The organism is Cupriavidus sp. GW823-FHT07B10, from assembly GCF_058794355.1.
The window spans coordinates 452,386-471,938 of the sequence record NZ_JBXAGS010000002.1 but is presented as its reverse complement, the minus strand read 5'-3'; the positions used below and the strand labels follow the sequence as shown (position 1 = coordinate 471,938).

General features: G+C 66.9%; 15 protein-coding genes. 9 read left to right on the top strand and 6 right to left on the bottom strand.

All coding sequences use genetic code 11. From position 1 onward, the window contains the following. Positions 1 to 114 precede the first annotated feature (114 nt). From clpS to AC1Q6V_RS06955, 4 genes are all read left to right on the top strand, one after another. Positions 115 to 441 (top strand): ATP-dependent Clp protease adapter ClpS, encoded by a 327-nt coding sequence (clpS, locus tag AC1Q6V_RS06970; protein WP_010814998.1) that lies wholly within the window; start codon positions 115 to 117, stop codon positions 439 to 441. After that, entirely contained in the window at positions 438 to 2,732 is a 2,295-nt protein-coding gene (clpA, locus tag AC1Q6V_RS06965) for an ATP-dependent Clp protease ATP-binding subunit ClpA (RefSeq protein WP_010814997.1), read from the top strand. The genes clpS and clpA overlap by 4 nt, the downstream gene beginning before the upstream one ends. A 176-nt stretch (positions 2,733 to 2,908) precedes the next feature. Beyond that, entirely contained in the window at positions 2,909 to 3,916 is a 1,008-nt protein-coding gene (locus tag AC1Q6V_RS06960) for a tripartite tricarboxylate transporter substrate binding protein (protein WP_010814996.1), read from the top strand. A 42-nt stretch (positions 3,917 to 3,958) separates the two neighbouring features. Beyond that, positions 3,959 to 4,807, top strand: a complete 849-nt coding sequence (locus AC1Q6V_RS06955) for a VOC family protein (protein WP_011615968.1) — start codon at positions 3,959 to 3,961, stop codon at positions 4,805 to 4,807. A gap of 54 nt (positions 4,808 to 4,861) precedes the next feature. On the opposite strand, the gene dut is transcribed toward AC1Q6V_RS06955, so the two are convergent. The 5 genes from dut to AC1Q6V_RS06930 all read right to left on the bottom strand — a co-directional run bounded on the left by dut (position 4,862) and on the right by AC1Q6V_RS06930 (position 11,369). Further along, on the bottom strand, positions 4,862 to 5,362 hold the full coding sequence (gene dut, locus AC1Q6V_RS06950) for a dUTP diphosphatase (RefSeq protein ID WP_011615967.1): 501 nt from the start codon (positions 5,360 to 5,362) through the stop codon (positions 4,862 to 4,864). Between the two features lie 71 nt (positions 5,363 to 5,433). Continuing rightward, entirely contained in the window at positions 5,434 to 6,636 is a 1,203-nt protein-coding gene (coaBC, locus tag AC1Q6V_RS06945; RefSeq protein WP_010814993.1) for a bifunctional phosphopantothenoylcysteine decarboxylase/phosphopantothenate--cysteine ligase CoaBC, read from the bottom strand. Positions 6,637 to 6,827: 191 nt separating this feature from the next. Beyond that, a complete protein-coding gene (gene lspA / locus AC1Q6V_RS06940; protein ID WP_454749652.1) occupies positions 6,828 to 7,355 on the bottom strand; it encodes a signal peptidase II in 528 nt (175 codons plus the stop codon). Then, positions 7,355 to 10,249 carry an isoleucine--tRNA ligase gene (ileS, locus tag AC1Q6V_RS06935; RefSeq protein WP_010814991.1) on the bottom strand — a complete coding sequence of 965 codons (2,895 nt, stop codon included), beginning with the start codon at positions 10,247 to 10,249 and terminating at the stop codon, positions 7,355 to 7,357. Before ileS ends, lspA begins: the two co-directional genes overlap by 1 nt. A gap of 124 nt (positions 10,250 to 10,373) precedes the next feature. Beyond that, entirely contained in the window at positions 10,374 to 11,369 is a 996-nt protein-coding gene (locus AC1Q6V_RS06930; RefSeq protein WP_010814990.1) for a bifunctional riboflavin kinase/FAD synthetase, read from the bottom strand. 227 nt (positions 11,370 to 11,596) lie between these two features. On the opposite strand from AC1Q6V_RS06930, the gene AC1Q6V_RS06925 reads away from it, so the two are divergent. Then, positions 11,597 to 13,411, top strand: coding sequence for a hybrid sensor histidine kinase/response regulator (locus AC1Q6V_RS06925; protein WP_010814989.1), 1,815 nt, complete (start codon positions 11,597 to 11,599; stop codon positions 13,409 to 13,411). A 14-nt stretch (positions 13,412 to 13,425) separates the two neighbouring features. Here AC1Q6V_RS06925 and AC1Q6V_RS06920 read toward each other — a convergent pair whose 3' ends face one another. Continuing rightward, a complete protein-coding gene (locus AC1Q6V_RS06920; RefSeq protein ID WP_011615962.1) occupies positions 13,426 to 14,085 on the bottom strand; it encodes a response regulator in 660 nt (219 codons plus the stop codon). Positions 14,086 to 14,342: 257 nt separating this feature from the next. Between AC1Q6V_RS06920 and purN the strand changes: the two genes are divergently transcribed. The 4 genes from purN to AC1Q6V_RS06900 all read left to right on the top strand — a co-directional run bounded on the left by purN (position 14,343) and on the right by AC1Q6V_RS06900 (position 19,456). Then, positions 14,343 to 15,011 (top strand): phosphoribosylglycinamide formyltransferase, encoded by a 669-nt coding sequence (gene purN / locus AC1Q6V_RS06915; RefSeq protein ID WP_037023529.1) that lies wholly within the window; start codon positions 14,343 to 14,345, stop codon positions 15,009 to 15,011. Then, complete coding sequence (locus tag AC1Q6V_RS06910; RefSeq protein WP_010814986.1) at positions 15,008 to 16,408, top strand: RsmB/NOP family class I SAM-dependent RNA methyltransferase; 1,401 nt, start codon at positions 15,008 to 15,010, stop codon at positions 16,406 to 16,408. Before purN ends, AC1Q6V_RS06910 begins: the two co-directional genes overlap by 4 nt. Before the next feature lie 65 nt (positions 16,409 to 16,473). After that, positions 16,474 to 17,880 (top strand): mechanosensitive ion channel family protein, encoded by a 1,407-nt coding sequence (locus tag AC1Q6V_RS06905; protein ID WP_454749651.1) that lies wholly within the window; start codon positions 16,474 to 16,476, stop codon positions 17,878 to 17,880. 385 nt (positions 17,881 to 18,265) lie between these two features. Further along, positions 18,266 to 19,456: a DesA family fatty acid desaturase gene (locus AC1Q6V_RS06900; RefSeq protein ID WP_010814984.1), complete on the top strand. Its 1,191-nt coding sequence runs from the start codon at positions 18,266 to 18,268 to the stop codon at positions 19,454 to 19,456. The last annotated feature ends 97 nt before the right edge of the window (positions 19,457 to 19,553 follow it).

The following is a 19,553-nucleotide window of genomic DNA, read 5'->3' as shown; positions in this document are numbered from 1 at the left end:
GCCTCCCGCGTGAAATCCCGCGTCCTTCCACCACCGGAAACAGGTGGCCCGGCTCTTGAATCCGGCGCCTTTTCCCCAAATTGCAGAGTTGCGAGTAAGGGTTAGAATAAAGCCATGGCTACACGGCTTGCGAATGTCCCACAACGCGAAGCGGGCACCATCCTGGAGCGGAAAGAGCAGGCGCTTAAACCGCCCGCCATGTTCAAGGTGGTGCTGCTTAATGACGACTACACTCCGATGGAGTTTGTAGTGATGATCCTGCAGCAGTATTTCAGCAGGGACCGGGAAACGGCGACGCAGATCATGCTCACCGTGCACCGGGAAGGAAAGGGCGTCTGCGGTATCTACACCAGGGATATTGCAGCGACCAAGGTCGAGCTGGTGTCAACGCACGCGCGGCAGGCGGGGCATCCCCTGCAGTGCGTGATGGAGGAAGCATGATTGCGCAAGAATTGGAAGTGAGCCTGCATATGGCGTTTGTCGAAGCCAGGCAGGCACGCCACGAGTTCATTACCGTGGAGCACCTGCTGCTGGCATTGCTCGACAATCCCACGGCAGCGGAAGTCTTGCGCGCCTGCGCGGCCAATATAGAAGACCTGCGCACCAGCCTTAAGAACTTCATCGCGGATAACACGCCGGTAGTGCCGGGTACCGACGAGGTCGATACCCAGCCCACGCTCGGTTTCCAGCGCGTGATCCAGCGCGCGATCATGCACGTCCAGTCCACTTCCAACGGCAAGAAGGAAGTGACGGGTGCCAACGTGCTGGTCGCGATTTTCGGCGAGAAGGATTCGCACGCGGTCTATTACCTGCAGCAGCAGGGCGTGACGCGGCTGGACGTGGTCAATTTCATCAGCCACGGCATCCGCAAGGACCAGTCCGAGCCCGCCAAGCATGGCGATGCCGCCGGCGAAGGCGAGGGCGGCGACGGCAAGGAAAGCCCGCTCGAGCAATACACCCAGAACCTGAACACGCTGGCCAAGGCCGGCAAGATCGACCCGCTGATCGGCCGCGAGAGCGAAGTCGAGCGCGTGGTCCAGGTGCTGTGCCGCCGGCGCAAGAACAACCCGCTGCTGGTGGGCGAGGCCGGCGTCGGCAAGACCGCGATCGCCGAGGGCCTGGCGTGGCGCATCACCAAGAACGAGGTGCCGGACATCCTGGAAAAGGCGACCGTCTACTCGCTCGACATGGGCGCGCTGCTGGCCGGCACCAAGTACCGCGGCGACTTCGAGCAGCGCCTGAAGGGCGTGCTCAAGTCGCTCAAGGACAATCCGAACGCGATCCTGTTCATCGATGAGATCCACACGCTGATCGGCGCGGGCGCTGCCTCGGGCGGGACGCTGGACGCCAGCAACCTGCTCAAGCCGGCGCTGTCGTCGGGCCAGCTCAAGTGCATCGGCGCGACCACCTTCACGGAATATCGCGGCATCTTCGAGAAGGACGCGGCGCTGTCGCGGCGCTTCCAGAAGATCGACGTGGTCGAGCCTTCGGTCGACCAGACCGTGCAGATCCTGCGCGGCCTGAAGTCGCGCTTCGAGGAGCACCACGGCGTCAAGTACGCGGCCTCGGCGCTGACCGCGGCAGCGGAGCTGTCGGCCCGCTTCATCACCGACCGTCACCTGCCCGACAAGGCGATCGACGTGATCGACGAAGCCGGCGCGGCGCAGCGCATCCTGCCGAAGTCCAAGCAGAAGAAGACCATCGGCAAGGGCGAGATCGAGGACATCGTCTCGCGCATCGCACGCATCCCGCCGCAGAGCGTGAACCAGGACGACCGCAGCAAGCTGCAGACGCTGGACCGCGACCTGAAGTCGGTGGTGTTCGGCCAGGACCCGGCGATCGAGGCACTGGCCTCGGCGATCAAGATGTCGCGCGCCGGCCTGGGCAAGACCGACAAGCCGATCGGCTCGTTCCTGTTCTCCGGCCCCACCGGCGTGGGCAAGACCGAAGTCGCCAAGCAGCTCGCCTTCATCATGGGCATCGAGCTGCTGCGCTTCGACATGTCCGAGTACATGGAACGCCACGCGGTGAGCCGCCTGATCGGCGCGCCGCCGGGATACGTCGGCTTCGACCAGGGTGGCCTGCTGACCGAGGCCGTCACCAAGAAGCCGCACTGCGTGCTGCTGCTGGACGAAATCGAGAAGGCGCATCCGGATATCTTCAATATCCTGCTGCAGGTGATGGACCATGGTTCGCTGACCGACAACAACGGCCGGCGCGCCGACTTCCGCAACGTGATCATCATCATGACCACCAACGCGGGAGCGGAGACCATGAACCGCGCCACCATCGGCTTCACCAGCTCGCGCGAGCAGGGCGACGAGATGGCTGACATCAAGCGCATGTTCACGCCGGAGTTCCGCAACCGGCTGGATGCCATGATCAGCTTCCGCTCGCTGGACGAGGAAATCATCCTGCGCGTGGTCGACAAGTTCCTGATGCAGCTGGAAGAGCAGCTGCACGAGAAGAAGGTGGAAGCCAGCTTTACCGAGAAGCTGCGCAAGTTCCTGGCGCACAAGGGGTTCGATCCGCTGATGGGCGCGCGCCCGATGCAGCGCCTGATCCAGGACATGATCCGCAAGGCCCTGGCCGACGAACTGCTGTTCGGCAGGCTGGTTTCGGGCGGCAAGGTGGTGGTGGACCTGGACGAGCAGGACCAGATCAAGCTCGATTTCTCCGAGATCGAGCCGGAACCGCCCGAGGCGCCCGAGGAACAGCGCGCAGAAGCCTGAGCGGTTATCGGCCGCGTTGCCAGCAACGTGGCCGGTCATCGGGCAAAATACGGGGGCGGCAGTCATGCCGCCCCTTTTCTTTTTGTCCCGGCGGCCGCCGGCCATGCCCGTCGGGGCACGGGTTTGCGGCCGCAGCTGGCCGCGCAACCGGCCAGGAATCCAGCCTGAAAACCCTGATGTCCTCTGCCGAACGCACGCGGCGCCGCCGCCTGCTGCTCAAGATCCTGCCGCTGGGTGCCATGCCCGTCCCGATGCTCCACGTCGCTGCAGCCGCCGGCGCCGAACCGCTGGCGGGCAACCGCCCGATCGCGCTGGTGCTGCCGTTCCCGCCTGGCGGGAGCGTCGACATCGTGGCCCGGCAGCTGCAGCCTGGGCTGAAGGCGACGCTGGGGCAGGCCGCGGTGGTCGACAACAAGCCGGGTGCCGGCGGCCTGATCGCATCGAGCACCGTGGCGCGCGCGAAGCCGGACGGCACCACCCTGTTGATGGCCTTCGACACCCACGCCATCAACCCTTTCGCCTACAAGCAGCTGCCCTACGACACCTTCCGCGATTTCTCGCCAATCTCGCAGCTGGTGCGCTTTCCGCTGGTGATTGCCGCCAATCCCGCGCTGCCCGTGGCCAATGTGCGCGAGCTGGTGGAGCTGGCCAAGGCCAGGCCCGACGGCGTGCGCTATGCCTCGTCCGGCATCGGCAGCCTGAACCAGCTGGCGGCAGAGGCGCTGGCGACCGAAGCCGGCGTACGCATGCTGCATGTGCCCTACAAGGGCGGCGGCCCGGCCGTGCAGGCGGTGCTGTCCAACGAGGTCGATATTTTCTTCAGCAGCTACGCCGCCGTGCAGGCGCACGTGGCCGCACGCACCATCAAGGTGCTGGGCGTGACCGGCACCAGCCGGCTGCGCCAGCTGCCGCAGGTGCCGACGGTGGCAGAGCAGGGGCTCAAGGGCTTCGAGGCCTACTCCTGGATCGGCGTGTTCGGCCCGGCCGGCCTGCCGGCATCCACGGTCACGCGCATCCACGACGCGCTGGTCGAATCGCTGCGCCAGCCGCGCGTGCTCGATGCGCTGGCCGCGCAGGGCTTCGAGATCGTGGGCGGCAGCCCGGCCGACCTCGGCAACCTGGTGCGCCGCGAGCATGACAAATGGCAGGCCGTGGCGCGCAAGGCCAATATCCAGTTCGAATGACGATGTCCGGCGCGGGTGCGCCGTGAAACCGAGAGGATGCCGATGGCAACGCAAGCGGAAATGTTCGACCACGCGGTGGTGGTGTGCCCAGACCTCGATGCCGGGGCCCGGGCATGGCGCCGGCTCGGCTTTACGCTGACGCCGCGCGGCTACCACACGCTCGGCTCGCAGAACCACTGCATCATGCTGCGGCGGGACTACCTTGAGTTGCTGCACGTGACCGCGCCCAGCCCAAGCCGCCAGTACTACTGGGATGCGCAGGCGCACGGCGGCGGCTGCGCGGCGATGTCGTGCAAGAGCGCCGATGCCTTTGCCACCGCGGCACGGCTGCGTGCGGCGGGCTGGCACACCTCGGACCCGATCGAGTTCTCGCGTCCAGTGCGGCTGGATGACGGCAGCGAGCACCCGGCCACCTTCCGCGTGACCGCGCTTGACGATGCGCCGGGCGCGCGCTACTTCGTCTGCGAGCACCGTACGCCCGAACTGCTGTGGCGGCCCGAATGGACCCGCCATGCCAACGGCGCGCACAGCATCGCCACCATGTTCCTGGTGGTGGCGCCCGCGCTGGTGGACGCCGCCGCGCACGCCTACGCGGAGCTGACCGGCGGCGAGCTGACGCAGCTGAGCGAACATGTCTGCAGCCTGGCGCTGGACGATGCCACGCTGGTGGTCAGCACGCCGCAGGCGCTGGCTTCGGCCACCGGCACCGCGCATATCCGGCGCGAGGGGCCGGGCTACGCTGCAATCCGCCTGCGCACCGATGACCTGGCGGCGGCACGTGCCGGCTGGCGCGAACAGGGTGTGCCGACCCACGACCTGGGCCCGCGCGAGACCCTGGTGCTGGCGGATGCCGCCAGCGGCGTGGCGCTGCTGTTCGAGCAGCAGGGCTGAAAAGCAAACTGGCGCCCCGCGGGGCGCCAGTGTCTTGTGCGGCCAGAGGCTGCGTCAGGCGCTGGCCTTGGCGTGGTGCACGCCGGTCGAGCCAAAGCCGCCCGCGCCGCGTTCGCTGTCTTCGCTGAATTCTGCCACCGTCGAAAACACCGGCCGCAGCACCGGCACGAACATCATCTGCGCGATGCGCTCGCCCGGCTGGATCACGATCGGCTCGGTGCCGGGCGCGTTGCGGTTCCACACGCTGACCATGATCTGGCCCTGGTAGTCGGCATCGATCACGCCGATCGAATTGCCCAGCACCAGGCCCTTCTTGTGGCCCAGGCCCGAGCGCGGCACGATGGTCGCGGCCATGTACGGGTTGCCCATGTGCACGGCGATGCCGGCCGGCACCAGTTGCGCGGGCGTGCCCGGCGCGATCGATACCGGGGCGTCGACGCAGGCATGGAGGTCGATGGCGGCGGCCATTTCGCTCTGGTAGGCGGGCAGGCCCCATTCATTCAGGCGCGCATCGAGCACCTTGATTTCGACGGTTGGGTTCAGTGGCTGGGTCATGGGAATCCTGGGGGAAATCGGTTCAACGGAATAGGTGGCAGCCGCGCATGATACCGGACGCGCGCCCGCCATCAGGGCCGTGTGCGCCCGGGCAGGCGCTGGCCGATCGCCGCCACCAGCTGGCGCGCCAGTGACAGCTTGTCGGCGCGCGGCAGCCGCGTCATGCCGGCGGCGTCGAACAGCACGATTTCGTTGTCGTCCAGGCCGAAGGTATGGTGGCCGATATTGCCGACCAGCAGCGGTACGCCCTTGCGCTGGCGCTTCTGCTCGCCGTACCGCTCCAGGTTCTCGCTCTCGGCGGCAAAGCCGACGCAGTAGGGTGCGTCGGCCCGCGCCGCGACCGTGGCCAGGATGTCGGGGTTCTGCACGAACTGCAGCGTGGGGGTGTCGGTATCGTTGGCCTTCTTCAGCTTCTGCTGCGCGACTTCAGCCGGGCGCCAGTCTGCCACCGCGGCCACGGCGACAAAGACATCCACGCCGTGCAGCTGCGCGATCACCGCGTCATGCATCTGCTGCGCGCTGCGCACGTCGGTGCGGAGCACGCCGCGCGGGGTGGGCAGGCCGGTGGGGCCGGCCACCAGCAGCACCTCGGCGCCGGCCTCGCGCGCCGCGCGCGCGATCGAGAAGCCCATCTTGCCGGACGACAGGTTGGTGATGCCGCGCACCGGGTCGATCGCCTCGAAGGTCGGGCCGGCGGTGATCAGCACGCGCTTGCCTTGCAGCGGCTTGGGCTGGAAGAAGGCGATGATGTCGTCGAGCAGTTCTTCGGGCTCCAGCATGCGGCCGTCGCCGACCTCGCCGCAGGCCTGGTCGCCGCTGCCGGGGCCCAGGATCATCACGCCGTCGGCGCGCAGTTGCGCGGCGTTGCGCTGGGTGGCGGGGGCGGCCCACATCTGGCGGTTCATCGCCGGTGCCACCAGCAGCGGGCAGTCGCGCGCGATGCACAGGGTGCTGAGCAGGTCGTCGCACAGCCCGTTGGCCAGGCGCGCCATGAAATCGGTCGAGGCCGGAGCGATGACGATGGCATCGGCCTCGCGCGACAGGTCGATGTGCGCCATGTTGTTGTCGATGCGGGCATCCCACTGCGACAGGAAGACCGGACGGCCGGACAGCGCCTGCATCGTCACCGGCGTGATGAAGTGCGTCGCCGCCTCGGTCATGGCCACCTGCACGGTGGCGCCGGCCTTGGTCAGCAGGCGGACCAGTTCGGCCGACTTGTAGCAGGCGATGCCGCCGGTCAGGCCGAGAACGATGTGCTTGCCGCGCAAATCCATGGTGGGGAACCTGGCTGGGGAGAAAGGGAAATGATACCGGGGAAGCCGGCTGAGGGTTGGCTCCCCACTCCCGCACGGCGGGAGTGGGGCCGGGGGTGAGGGCGGGCGGTTCTGGTGGCGTGGTGCCTTGCTGAACCGCCCCTCACCCTGGCCTCTCCCCGTGAGGGGAGAGCGGAACACAATCAGGGCGCTCAGTGGCGCCGCACCCTGCGCAGCTCGTCCACGATCAGCAGCACCGCGCCGACCGTGATCGCGCAGTCGGCCACGTTGAAGGCCGGCCAGTGGTAGTTGCGCACATAGAAATCCATGAAATCGACCACGTGCCCGTAGACCACGCGGTCGATCACGTTGCCGACCGCGCCGCCCAGGATCAGCGACACCGCGAAGCAGAACAGCCGCTGTCCGGTGTGGCGATACAGCAGCCACACGATGAACGCGCCCACCACGATGCCCAGCCCGGTGAAGAACCAGCGCTGCCAGCCGCCGGCATCGGCCAGGAAGCTGAACGCCGCGCCCTTGTTGTAGACCAGCACCAGGTTGAAGAAGCCGGTCACCGGGCGCGATTCACCATAGGTGAAGGTGCGCACGATGACGATCTTGAAGAACTGGTCGAGCACCACCACCAGCAGCGCGAAGGCCATCCACAGCAGCGGGGTGGTGCTGGCGGCCTTGTTGTTGCGGCGTGCCGGGCGCGCGGAACGGGAAGTGGTCGATGCCATCAGGCATGGCTCCTGTGTTCACCGGCGCCGAACAGGTTGCTGTCGCAGCGCCCGCAGAGGGTCGGATGGTCCGGGTTGTGGCCGACATCGGCGCGGTAGTGCCAGCAGCGCTCGCACTTGGCATGGGTCGACGGGGTCACCGTGACCAGCAGGTCGCCGGCCTCGGGCGCGTGCGTTACCTTGGCCGATGAGGTCAGCAGCACGAAGCGCAGGTCGTCGCCCAGGCTCTGCAGCGCGTCCAGCACCGGGCCGCCGGCCTGGATGGTCAGCTCGGCCTGCAGCGACGAGCCGATCTCGCCTTCCACGCGCACCGCTTCCAGCTGCTTGGTGACCTCGGCGCGCACTTCGCGCAGCGTGTGCCACTTCTGCAGCAGGTCGTCGGCGCCATCGTCGACTTCCGGTATCGCGTAGTAGGTGCTGGTGAAGATGGTGTCGGTGTGCTCGGTGCCGTGGGCGAAGATCTGCCACGCTTCCTCGGCGGTGAACGACAGGAACGGCGCCATCCAGTGCAGCATCGCCTGGGTGATGTGGTACAGCGCGTTCTGCGCCGCGCGGCGGGCCTTGGAGTCCGGCGCGGTGGTGTACAGGCGGTCCTTCAGCACATCGAGGTAGAACCCGCCCAGGTCCTCGGAGCAGAAGGTCTGCAGCTTGGACACCACCGGGTGGAATTCATACGCCTCATAGTGCGACAGCACTTCCTTTTGCAGCTGCGCGGTCAGCGCCACTGCGTAGCGGTCGATCTCCAGCCATTCCGACGCCGGCAGCGCGTGCCTGGCGTGGTCGTAGTCGGACAGGTTGGACAGCAGGAAGCGCAGCGTGTTGCGGATGCGGCGGTAGCCTTCCACCACGCGCTTGAGGATCTCGTCCGAGATCGACAGCTCGCCGGAGTAGTCGGTCGAGGCTACCCACAGGCGGATGATCTCGGCGCCCATCTTGTTCGAGATGTCCTGCGGCGACACGGTGTTGCCGATCGACTTGGACATCTTGCGGCCTTCGCCGTCGACTGTGAAGCCGTGCGTCAGCAGCGCCTTGTAGGGCGGCTTGCCGTACAGCATCGACGCGGTCAGCAGCGACGAGTGGAACCAGCCGCGGTGCTGGTCCGAGCCTTCCAGGTACAGGTCGGCGAGGCGGCCATCGGCTTCATCGGCGGACGGATCGTACAGGTCGTCGCGGTGCGAGCCGCGGATCACGGACCAGTGCGTGGTGCCGGAGTCGAACCACACGTCCAGCGTGTCGCGGTTCTTCTCGTACTGGCTGGCCTCGTCGCCCAGCAGCTCGGCCGGGTCCAGCGTCTGCCAGGCCTCGATGCCATGCTGCTCGACGCGCCTGGCCACTTCTTCCAGCAACTGCGGCGTGCGCGGGTGCAGCGCTCCAGTTTCCTTGTGCAGGAAGAAGGCCATCGGCACGCCCCACTGGCGCTGGCGCGACAGCGTCCAGTCCGGCCGGTTGGCGATCATGTTGTGCAGGCGCTGCTTGCCCCAGGCCGGGAAGAACTCGGTGGCGTCGATGCCGGCCAGCGCGGTCTCGCGCAGGGTGGGGCCGGTCTTGCCGTTCTCGTCGGCCGGGTCCACGTCCATGCCCGCGAACCACTGCGAGGTGGCACGGTAGATGATCGGCGTCTTGTGGCGCCAGCAGTGCATGTAGCTGTGGGTGTACTTGTGCGAATTGAACAGGTTGCCCGAGGCCTGCAGCACCTCGACGATCTTCGGGTTGGCGTCCCAGATCGACAGCCCGCCAAAGAGCGGCAGCGTGCCGGCATAGACGCCGTTGCCCATCACCGGGCTGATGATGTCGGAATCGGCCATGCCGTGCGCCTTGCACGACTGGAAGTCTTCCACGCCGTAGGCCGGCGCCGAGTGCACGATGCCCGAACCGGTGTCGGTGGTGACATAGTCGCCCAGGTAGACCGGCGACAGGCGGTCATAGCCCGCGTCCATCCTGGCCAGCGGGTGGTGGAAGCGGATTTCCGACAATGCCGCGCCGGTGGTGGTGGCCACGACCTTGCCTTCCAGGCCGTAGACCTTGAGCTGCTCCTCGACGCGCTCGGTGGCCAGGATCAGGTAGCCGCGCGGGGTCTCGACCAGCGCGTATTCCACTTCCGGGTGCACGTTCAGCGCCTGGTTGCTCGGGATGGTCCATGGCGTGGTGGTCCAGATCACGATCCAGCCGGGCTTGCCGTCGAGCTGCTCGAAGGGCACCTTGAAGGCGTGTGCCAGCTTGTCGGCTTGCGCGAACGGGAAGCCCACGTCGATCGACAGGTCGACCTTGTCCTTGTATTCGACCTCGGCCTCGGCCAGCGCCGAGCCGCAGTCGAAACACCAGTTCACCGGCTTCAGGCCGCGGAACACATAGCCCTTCTCCATGATCTTGCCGAGTGCGCGCAGTTCATCCGCCTCGTTGCTGTAGTTCATGGTCAGGTAGGGGTGGTCCCAGTCGCCCAGCACGCCCAGGCGTTCGAAATCCACCATCTGGCGCTTGATCTGCTCGGTGGCGTAGGCGCGCGCCTTGGCCTGGACCTCCTGCACCGGCAGGCCCTTGCCGAATTTCTTCTCGATCTGGATCTCGATCGGCATGCCGTGGCAGTCCCAGCCCGGCACGTAGACGGCGTCCAGCCCGGTCAGGCCGCGCGCCTTGATGATCATGTCCTTGAGCACCTTGTTGACGGCGTGGCCGATATGGATGTCGCCGTTGGCATACGGCGGGCCGTCGTGCAGCACGAACTTCTTCGCGCCCTTGCGGGCCGCGCGGATCTTCTTGTAGAGCTGCTTGTCCTGCCACTGCTTGACCCACTGCGGCTCGCGCTTGGGCAGGTCGCCACGCATCGGGAAGGGCGTGTCGAGCAGGTTGACCGGATATTTGCTTTTCTCGGGCTTGGCGCGTTTGTCGTCAGGCATTTCGATTCTCAGGGCAATTCGGGTTGGCGCGCGGGCGGCGGCAGGCCGGCGGGCGCGCGGAAAGACTGGGGCGGCGGCGTGCGTGCCGGGCCCGCGCCACTGGCGTGCGGGCGGGCGCCGGCCGCTACCTAATTCGGTCGGTGGCGGAGGTGGCGAAGTCGCGCCCGCCGCTGCCTTCGGCCGCGCCCGGGGCGGTCAGGCCGAAGAAGGCGCGCGCATCGGCGCTGTCCTTGGCGATGGCGGCGGTGAGCTCGTCCAGGTTGTCGAAGCGCGCTTCGTCGCGCAGCTTCTTCATGAATTCAACCCGCACCAGCTTGCCGTACAGGTTCTCTTTGAAATCGAACAGGTGGACTTCCAGCAGCACCCGGCCGGCGTCCTCGATGGTGGGGCGCACGCCGATGCTGGCCACGCCCGGCAGGGGCTGGTCGGCGATGCCGTGCACCTGCACCACGAAGATGCCGCTGACTGCCGGCCGCTTGTGCGAGATGCGCAGGTTCAGCGTCGGGAAGCCCAGGTCGCGGCCCAGCTTGCGGCCGTGGATCACGTGGCCGCTGATGGCATAGCCGTGGCCGAGCAGGCGCCGGGCATGCTCCAGATCGCCGTCGGCCAGCGCCTGGCGCACGGCAGAGCTGGAGATGCGGATGCCGCCTTCGGACACCGATCCCATCTGCTCGACATCGAAGCCGTAGCGGCGCCCGGCTTCCTGCAGGTAGGTAAAGTCGCCGGCGCGCCTGGCGCCGAAGCGGAAGTCGTCGCCGACCAGCACCCAACGCGCGTGCAGGCCGTGCCACAGCACGTTCTCAACGAACGCCTGCGGCGACTGGGCGGCAAAGTGGGCGTTGAAGTGTTCCACCACCACCCGGTCCACGCCGTTGCGGCGCAGGCTTTCCAGCTTGTCGCGCAGCAGCGCGATGCGGGTGGGGGCCTTGTCCGGGGTGAAGAACTCGCGCGGATGCGGCTCGAAGGTCATCACGCACAGCGGCAGGCCGCGTGCGTCGGCGGCTGCACGCGCACGCGCGAGCAGCGACTGGTGGCCGCGATGCACACCGTCGAAATTGCCGATGGTGAGCGCGCAGGGCGCCCGGCTTTCGGCGTTGGGCAGGCCGCGGAAGACTTTCACGGGGACGGCGGGAAACGTTTCAGGTAAAGCGAGCATTATAAGGCGAATGGGTCCGCTTGCCGCTCCCGCCGCCCGCGGCCGGTGCCGCGCTGCTGTTTTTGTGCCGCAACCGGCCCTCGCGGCATGGCGCAATGCCGCAAAAGGCGGCATGATATGGCCCACTTCGGCTTCACTTCGGCGCTGGCACCTGCTGCCCCCGACATCCGCCCATTCCAAGCCAGCCACACTTGAAAGCGCTGCCCAACCGGTTCTTTTCCCGGCTCCTGCCCCGAGTCCTGCCTCAGGCGACCGCCCAGCTCGACGTCGAGACGCGCGCCAAGCTGATGGCCATCGTGCACAAGAACTCGCCCACGGCGATCGTGGCCTCGGTGTTGCTGCCCGCGCTGACCACGCTGGGATTCTGGAACGACGTGAGCCGCGCGGCCTTGCTCGGCTGGTGCGCGGTGATGCTGCTGCTGACGGTCGGCGGCCTGTGGTTCTATGTCGGCTACCAGCGCGACCATGCCTCGATGAGCCGCTCCGCGCACACGCGCAAGTGGTGGAACAATATGCGCGCGGTTGCCTTCCTGACCGGCGTGACCTGGGGCAGTTCGGCGCTGCTGCATTTGTATACGGGCTCGGCCGTGTTCTCCAGCGTGCTGTACCTGCTGACCCTTGGGGTGCTGGCAGGCGGCGCGGTGTCGCAGGCGCCGGTGCCGTCGAACCTGGTCTATGCCGGCGTGCCGATCCTGGTGCCCAATATCCTGATGGCGGAATTCGCCTTCCCCGGCCATGGCGTCTATGTGCAGGTGCTGCTGGTGATCTATGGTCTGATGCTGTCGCGCCATGCCTTGCACCTGCAGGTCACGCTGGTGCGCGCCATCCAGCTCGAGGGCGACAGCCGCCGCCTGGCCAAGCAGTTCCAGGAGGAAAAGGAGCGCGCGCTGCATGCCAGCGAGGAGAAGTCGCGCTTCCTGGCTGCCGCCAGCCACGACCTGCGCCAGCCGGTGCATGCGCTGGTGATGCTGGTGGAGGCGCTGCGCGCGCGCAACCAGTCGTCGGCGCTGCATCCGCTGGTGGAGCAGGTGGCGGCGGGCACCCAGACCATCGACCTCCTGTTCCGTTCGCTGCTGGACCTGTCCAAGCTGGAAGGGCGCAAGGTGTTGCCGACGCTGGAGCCATGCGAGCTGGGCGCGCTGATTCGCGACGTGATGAGCCAGTTTGCCGCCGATGCGCGCGAAAGCGGCCTGACCCTGACCCCGCGCGTGCCCGACGAGCTCTACGCCATGGCCGAGCCGGTGCTGTTGCGCCGGGCCCTGTTCAACCTGGTGCAGAACGCGCTGCGCTACACCCAGCGCGGCGGTGTGCTGGTGACCGCGCGCCAGCGCCGCAAGCATGTGCGGCTGGAAGTCTGGGATACCGGCGCCGGCGTGACACCCGAGCACCTGCCCGACATCTTTTCGCCGTATTACCAGGTCCATAACCCGCAGCGCGACCCGTCGCAGGGCCTGGGCCTGGGGCTGGCCATCTTCAAGGAATGCGTGCGCCTGATGCGCGGCACCTATGGCGTGCGCTCGGTGCCGGGCAAGGGTTCGGTGTTCTGGTTCGCGCTGGCGACGGTGCCGGCCGAGACCGTGGCCAGCGTGCGCGAGATGCGCGCGATGGCGCAGGCGGAAGAGGCCAAGCCCGACCGCCTGCAGGGCACGGTGCTGGTGGTCGACGACGACAGCCAGATCCGCAAGGCCTGGATCGCGCTGATGGAGGCCTGGGGCATCCGCGTGGCCTGCGCCGCGCACGGCGCCGAGGCCGACAAGCTGTTTGCCAAGGGCCTGCGCCCGGATATCATCTTCTGCGACCTGCGCCTGCCCGGCAGCGAGAACGGACTGGATTTGCTCGAGCGCTGGCAGAACACGCAGCCGCAGGCGCGCAGCGCGCTGCTGACCGGCGACCTGAAATCCGCCGCGCTGGCGGCGGCGGAAGAGGCGGGATATTTCGTGCTGCCCAAGCCGGTGGACCCGGCTTCGCTGCGGCTGCTGCTGCGCCGCTGGCTGCGGCCGGCGTAGGGTACCGGCCTGCGTTACTGGCGCAGGCGGAACCGCTCCATGCGCGACATCACCTGCATGCGCGTGCGCACGCCCAGGCGCTGCAGGATGGCTGACACGTGCTCCTTGACGGTGTTCTCGGTCAGCCCCAGGCGGCGCGCGATCACCTTGTTCGGCAGGCCTTCCAGCACCAGTGCCAGCACCGAGCCCTGGCGCGGCGTCAGGCCGAGCTCGGCCGGCGTGACCGGAATGCCGTGGGCGGGCCCGAACGACTGCGCGCGGCCGTTCAGGGCCTCATCGGTGGGGAAGGAGGTGTCGCCTGCCAGCACCTTGCGCACCGCGGCGGTGAAGGCATTGGCATCAAGGTGCTTGCCGACGAAGCCGCAGGCCGACAGCGCGCGGGCGCGGCCGACGATCTCGGGGGTGGCCTCGGCGGACATGAAGATGAAGCGTGCGCCGGGGATGACGGTCTTGAACGACTGCATGGCATCGAAGCCGGTGCCATCGTTCAGCCAGATATCGAGCAGCACGATATCGGGGCGCAGACCCTGCTGCAGGCTTGTCAGGGCTTCGCGGGCACTGCCGGCGGCATGGACTGCCACATCCGGCATGACTTCGGCGAGGAAAGCCGTAGTGCCTGACAAAGCCATAGGATGATCATCGACCACCAACAACGTCGGTGCAGCGTTCGACATGCGAATTCCCGTTCAAATTCCCGTTTCGTCCTTGTTGTCACCAGCTCTTGGCGAGCACTGTGTCATGCACAGGGTTGGCGCGTGGACGTAGCGCCCACTCTAGCAGAGGGGGCGAAGCGTCACAATCCATCAATCGGGGGTATACGGGCATGCCGTCACATGTTAGAGACATCGCGCCCTGTCCGAATCTCGTGAATTAAGCACGTAATGCGTTGGCTTTACCAGAGTTTAGCGCCTTGCCTTGGTAGAATTGCGCGATGAAAAAAATTGTCATCTTGATTTCCGGACGAGGCTCCAATATGGAAGCCATCGTCCGTGCCTGCGCGGGTGGCGGCTGGCCCGCCCGGGTGGCGGCAGTACTGTCGAACCGGCCGGACGCCGCCGGGCTGCAATTCGCGCAGCAGCATGGCATCGAAACCGGCGTGGTCGACCATCGCCAGCACCCTGACCGTGCCGCTTTTGATGCGGCTTTGGCCGAGGCCATCGACGCCCACGCGCCCGACCTGGTGGTATTGGCCGGTTTCATGCGTATACTCACGCCCGGCTTCGTCGACCGCTATGCGGGCCGGCTGCTGAATATCCATCCGTCGCTGCTGCCATGCTTCCCGGGCCTGAACACCCACAAGCAGGCGCTCGACGCCGGCGTCAAGCTGCATGGCGCCACCGTGCACTTTGTCACCCCAGAACTCGACCATGGCCCGATCGTGATTCAGGCTGCACTTGATGTGCGGCCGGCGGACACGCCCGAGAGCCTGGCCGCGCGCCTGCTCGAATGCGAGCACGTGATCTATCCCCGCGCCGTGCAATGGTTCGTAGAGGACCGCCTGCAACTTCAGGACGGCGTAGTCAACGTTATCAACCCGGCCGAATCGCAATTGCTGATGGCCATCTCCGCCGATACCCCGGCGGGAGGAGTCAAGGCATGAGTCGCACCCAGGCAGGAACCCGATCCCCGCGCAGCGAAGGACATGCCCCCGCGCGCAGCAAGGGCAAGGGCAAGGGCAGCCCCATCCGCAAGTCGCCCAATGCCAACGGTGCCCCGGTCCGCTCGCATGGCGGCCTCCATGCCACCCATATCCAGCATATCGACCGCCTGCTGGGCAAGGTCATGCTGTTTGCGCGCCCGGCCGATGCCGTGGTGAGCTATTACTTCCGCGAGAACAGCAAGCTTGGCCACCGCGAGCGCGGCATCATCGCCGAGGCCATCTACGCGGTGCTGCGCCGGCGCGTCGAGTTTGCCCAGTTTGCCGAAAGCGGCACGGGCGCGACCTCGCGCCGGCTGGCGCTGCTGGGCCTGGCCGCGACCCTGGGCCGCGACACGCTGACGCCGTTCCTGCATCCCGAAGAAGCCGAGTGGCTGGACCGTCTGACCACGATCGAGCGCTCCAGCCTGGCGCCGCGCGTGCGCGCCAACCTGCCCGAGTGGCTGTACGACGAACTGGTGCGCGGCCACGGCGAGGCCTTCGCCGCAGCCCTGGGCGACGCGCTGCTGCGCCCGGCGCCGCTGGACCTGCGCGTCAACCTGGCCAAGACCAGCCGCGAGGCCGCGCTGGCCGAGCTGCACGCCGCCGGCCTGGGCGCCGAGCCGACGCCGATGGCGCCGGCCGGCATCCGCATGGCCGGCAAGCCGGCACTGAACCAGTTGCCGATTTTCGTCAACGGCCTGGTCGAGGTGCAGGACGAGGGCAGCCAGCTGCTGTGCAACCTGGTCGCACCCAGGCGCGGCGAGATGGTGGTCGACTTCTGTGCCGGCGCGGGCGGCAAGACCCTGGCGCTGGGCGCGGCGATGCGCTCGACCGGCCGGCTCTATGCCTTCGACGTATCGGAAAAGCGCCTGGCCAACCTGAAGCCGCGGCTGGCGCGCAGCGGGCTGTCCAACGTCCATCCGGTGCTGATCGACTCCGAGCGCGACGCCAAGATCAAGCGCCTGGCCGGCAAGGCCGACCGCGTGCTGGTCGACGCGCCCTGCAGCGGCCTGGGCACGCTGCGCCGCAACCCCGACCTGAAATGGCGGCAATCGCCGGAGTCGGTGCTGGAACTGACTGCCAAGCAGAGCGCGATTCTGGATTCGGCCGCGCGGCTGGTGAAGGGCGGCGGCCGCGTGGTCTACGCGACCTGCAGCGTGCTGGAAGCCGAAAACGAGCAGATCGTGCGCGACTTCCTGGCTGCGCACCCCAACTTCCGCCTGGTGCCGGCCGCCGAAGTGCTGGCCGAGCAGAAGATCGAAGTGACCGGGCTGCCGGACAACGGCATGTTTGCCCTGTATCCGCACCTGCACCAGACCGACGGCTTCTTTGCCGCGGTGCTGGAACGCACCAGCTGAGCGCCGGTGCCTGCCGGGCCGCCTGCCGATCGCGCGGGCGGCCGCGCCAACCCTGAGTTTCCTCCATGAACGGTGAGACCCTGTCCGACCTGGGCGGCCTGAAGGACCTGAAGGCCTCCCATTCGATGTTCGGCAAGATGCTGGACGACCTGATCCGCGACGCAGGCGGGCCGGGCTTCTTCTGGCAGCTGCTGGTGCTGGCCGGCTGCCTGCTGGTGGCGTGGCCGCTGGCGCGCTTCGTGGTGCGGCGCCTGGAAGCGCGCTACGAAAGCTCAAGCTTCTCCGTGCGCTTTGCCGCCGCCAGTCTCGAGCGCGCCATGTTCCCGCTGGCCGGCTGGGTGCTGGTGCTGATCGCCCGCTTTGCGCTGGAGCCGTTGATCCCGGTCAGCGTGCTGCGCCTGGCGCTGGTGCCGCTGTTCGGCATCACCTTCCTGAACTTCACCTTCTATGTGCTGCGCCGGGTAATGTCGGGCAGCGGCCAGCTGCACGGCATGCTGCTGCTGGTGGAGAAGGTGCTGACCACGCTGGTGTGGGTCGGCATGGCGCTGTACGTGGTGGGGGTGCTGGCGGACGTGGTGGCGTGGATGGAGGGCGTGCGCTTCTCGATCGGCGGCAAGCAGAAGATCAACCTGGCCGAGACCCTGATGGCGGTGGTCTGGATCCTGCTGACGGTGCTGGTGGCGCTTTGGTTCGGTTCCTGGCTGGAAGAGCGGCTGATGCGCTCGGCCAACCTCGACGGCAACCTGAAGGTGGTGCTGACGCGCATCTCCAAGGCCGTGCTGCTGCTGGTGTCGCTGCTGCTGAGCCTGTCTCTGGTGGGGATCGACCTGACCGTGCTGTCGGTGTTCGGCGGCGCGCTGGGCGTGGGCCTGGGGCTGGGTTTGCAGAAGATCGCCAGCAACTACATCTCCGGCTTCATCATCCTGCTGGACCGCTCGGTCAAGCTGGGCGACCAGATCACGGTGGACAAGTACACCGGCATCGTGTCGCAGATCCGCACCCGCTACACGGTGGTGCGCAATGGCGATGGCGAAACCCTGGTGCCGAACGAGCAGCTGGTGGCGCAGCCGGTGCAGAACCATTCGTTCTCCAACACCAATGTGCGCGTGGCCACCCGGGTGCAGGCAGACTACAACGCCGATCCGGAAACGGTGATCGCGCTGCTGACCGCATGCGTGCGCGACCTGCCGCGCGTGCTGCCCGACCCGGAGCCCGCCGCTTTCCTGGTGCTGTTTGCCGATAGCGGCATCGAGTACGAGGTTGCGGTCTTCGTGGCCGATCCGCAGAACGGCAAGCTGGGGGTGCAGTCGGCGATGAACCGCGCGATCTGGCGCACGCTGCGCGAGCATGGGATTTCCATCCCCTATCCGCAGCGTGAACTCCGCGTGCTGGGCGAGGCACCCTTGCCCGGCAACGATCTGCCCCCATCTAAGACGGTAGCGGATGCAGCGAATGCGGCGAGTGCCGCATAGACCGCAAGATGGGCGCAGCATGCGCCACCCACGGAACGAAAACTGTGGCGCTCCGTCCAAATCCGGGAAATAGCGTATGCTTGCGCGTCGCGCGATCCGGTAGAATGCCGGGTTGTCGCGGGTTGCAGCTTCAGGTTGCAGCGCACGCTCCCACATCAGACAGCCGCCAGATTGCAGCGGCTCGTACCTTGTCCCGCCAGCGCAGGCCATCCCGGCGCCGGCGCGAGACTCGTGTGCCTGGGAGCCCGGTATGACTTCGGGTCCCGTGGCAGGCGCCAGAAAGCTATCGCAATCACTTGGATTCGCAGCCTTTTTTCTGCGCGTTGCGTGCACCGGCCCCGCCGGGCTGCACGGGAAAGTCCCTGTTTAACCGACGGAGAACAGTTTGTTCGACACTATTCTTGACTGGGCCGCCAACGGCCTTGCCAACTGGACCTGGTGGGAGATCGTCATCTACACGCTCGTGATGACGCATATCACGATCGCCAGTGTCACCATTTTCCTGCACCGCTGCATGGCGCACCGGTCGCTGGATCTGCACCCGATCGCCCAGCATTTCTTCCGCTTCTGGCTCTGGCTGACCACGGGCATGGTCACGCGCGAGTGGACCGCCATCCACCGCAAGCACCACGCCAAGTGCGAAACCGAAGAAGATCCGCACAGCCCGCAGACCCGCGGCATCCGCAAGGTGCTGCTGGAGGGAGCGGAGCTGTATCGTGCCGAATCCAAGAACAAGGAAACCATCGCCAAGTTTGGCCATGGCTGCCCCAATGACTGGATCGAGCGCAACGTGTACTCGCGCTTCGGCTGGCAGGGTGTCGGCCTGATGCTGATCATCGACCTCGCGCTGTTCGGCGTGATCGGCATGACCGTTTGGGCCGTGCAGATGCTGTGGATCCCGATCCATGCCGCCGGCATCATCAATGGCCTGGGCCACTGGTGGGGCTATCGCAACTACGATTGCGAGGACGCCTCGACCAACGTGTCGCCGTGGGGCCTGATCATTGGTGGCGAAGAGCTGCACAACAACCACCACACGTACCCGACCTCGGCCAAGTTCTCGATCAAGTGGTATGAGTTCGATGTGGGCTGGGGCTATATCCGCGCGATGCAGGCAGTCGGCCTGGCCAAGGTCAAGAAGACTCCGCCCAAGGCACGCCTGGTGGAAGCCCGCCCGGTTGACCACAACACGCTGGAAGCGATCATCGCCAACCGCTATGACGTGATGGCGCGCTATGCCAAGGCCGTCAAGGGCGCGTTCCGCCAGGAACTGGAAAAGCTCAAGGAAGGCCGCGTGGCCGAGTACCGCAGCTTCAAGCCCGCCAGCAAGTGGTTCCACCGCGAGGAAACCAAGCTGGCCGCGCCGCAGCGCGAACAGCTGGCAAGCATCGTTGAACAGAACAAGGCGCTGCAGACCTTCGTCGAAATGCGCCGTGAACTGGCCGCCATCTGGGGCCGTTCCAACCTGACGCGCGAGCAGCTGCTGCAGCAGCTGCAGGCCTGGTGCCATCGTGCCGAGGCCAGCGGCATCCAGGCGCTGCAAGATTTCTCGCTGCGCCTGCGCCGCTACGCCTGATACAATCCGGCCGCGCCGTATGGTTTGACAAAGCCCCGCCCATGGCGGGGCTTTTGTTTTAGATAAACTCCCCAATATTCTGGCCGGGCCGCATCCT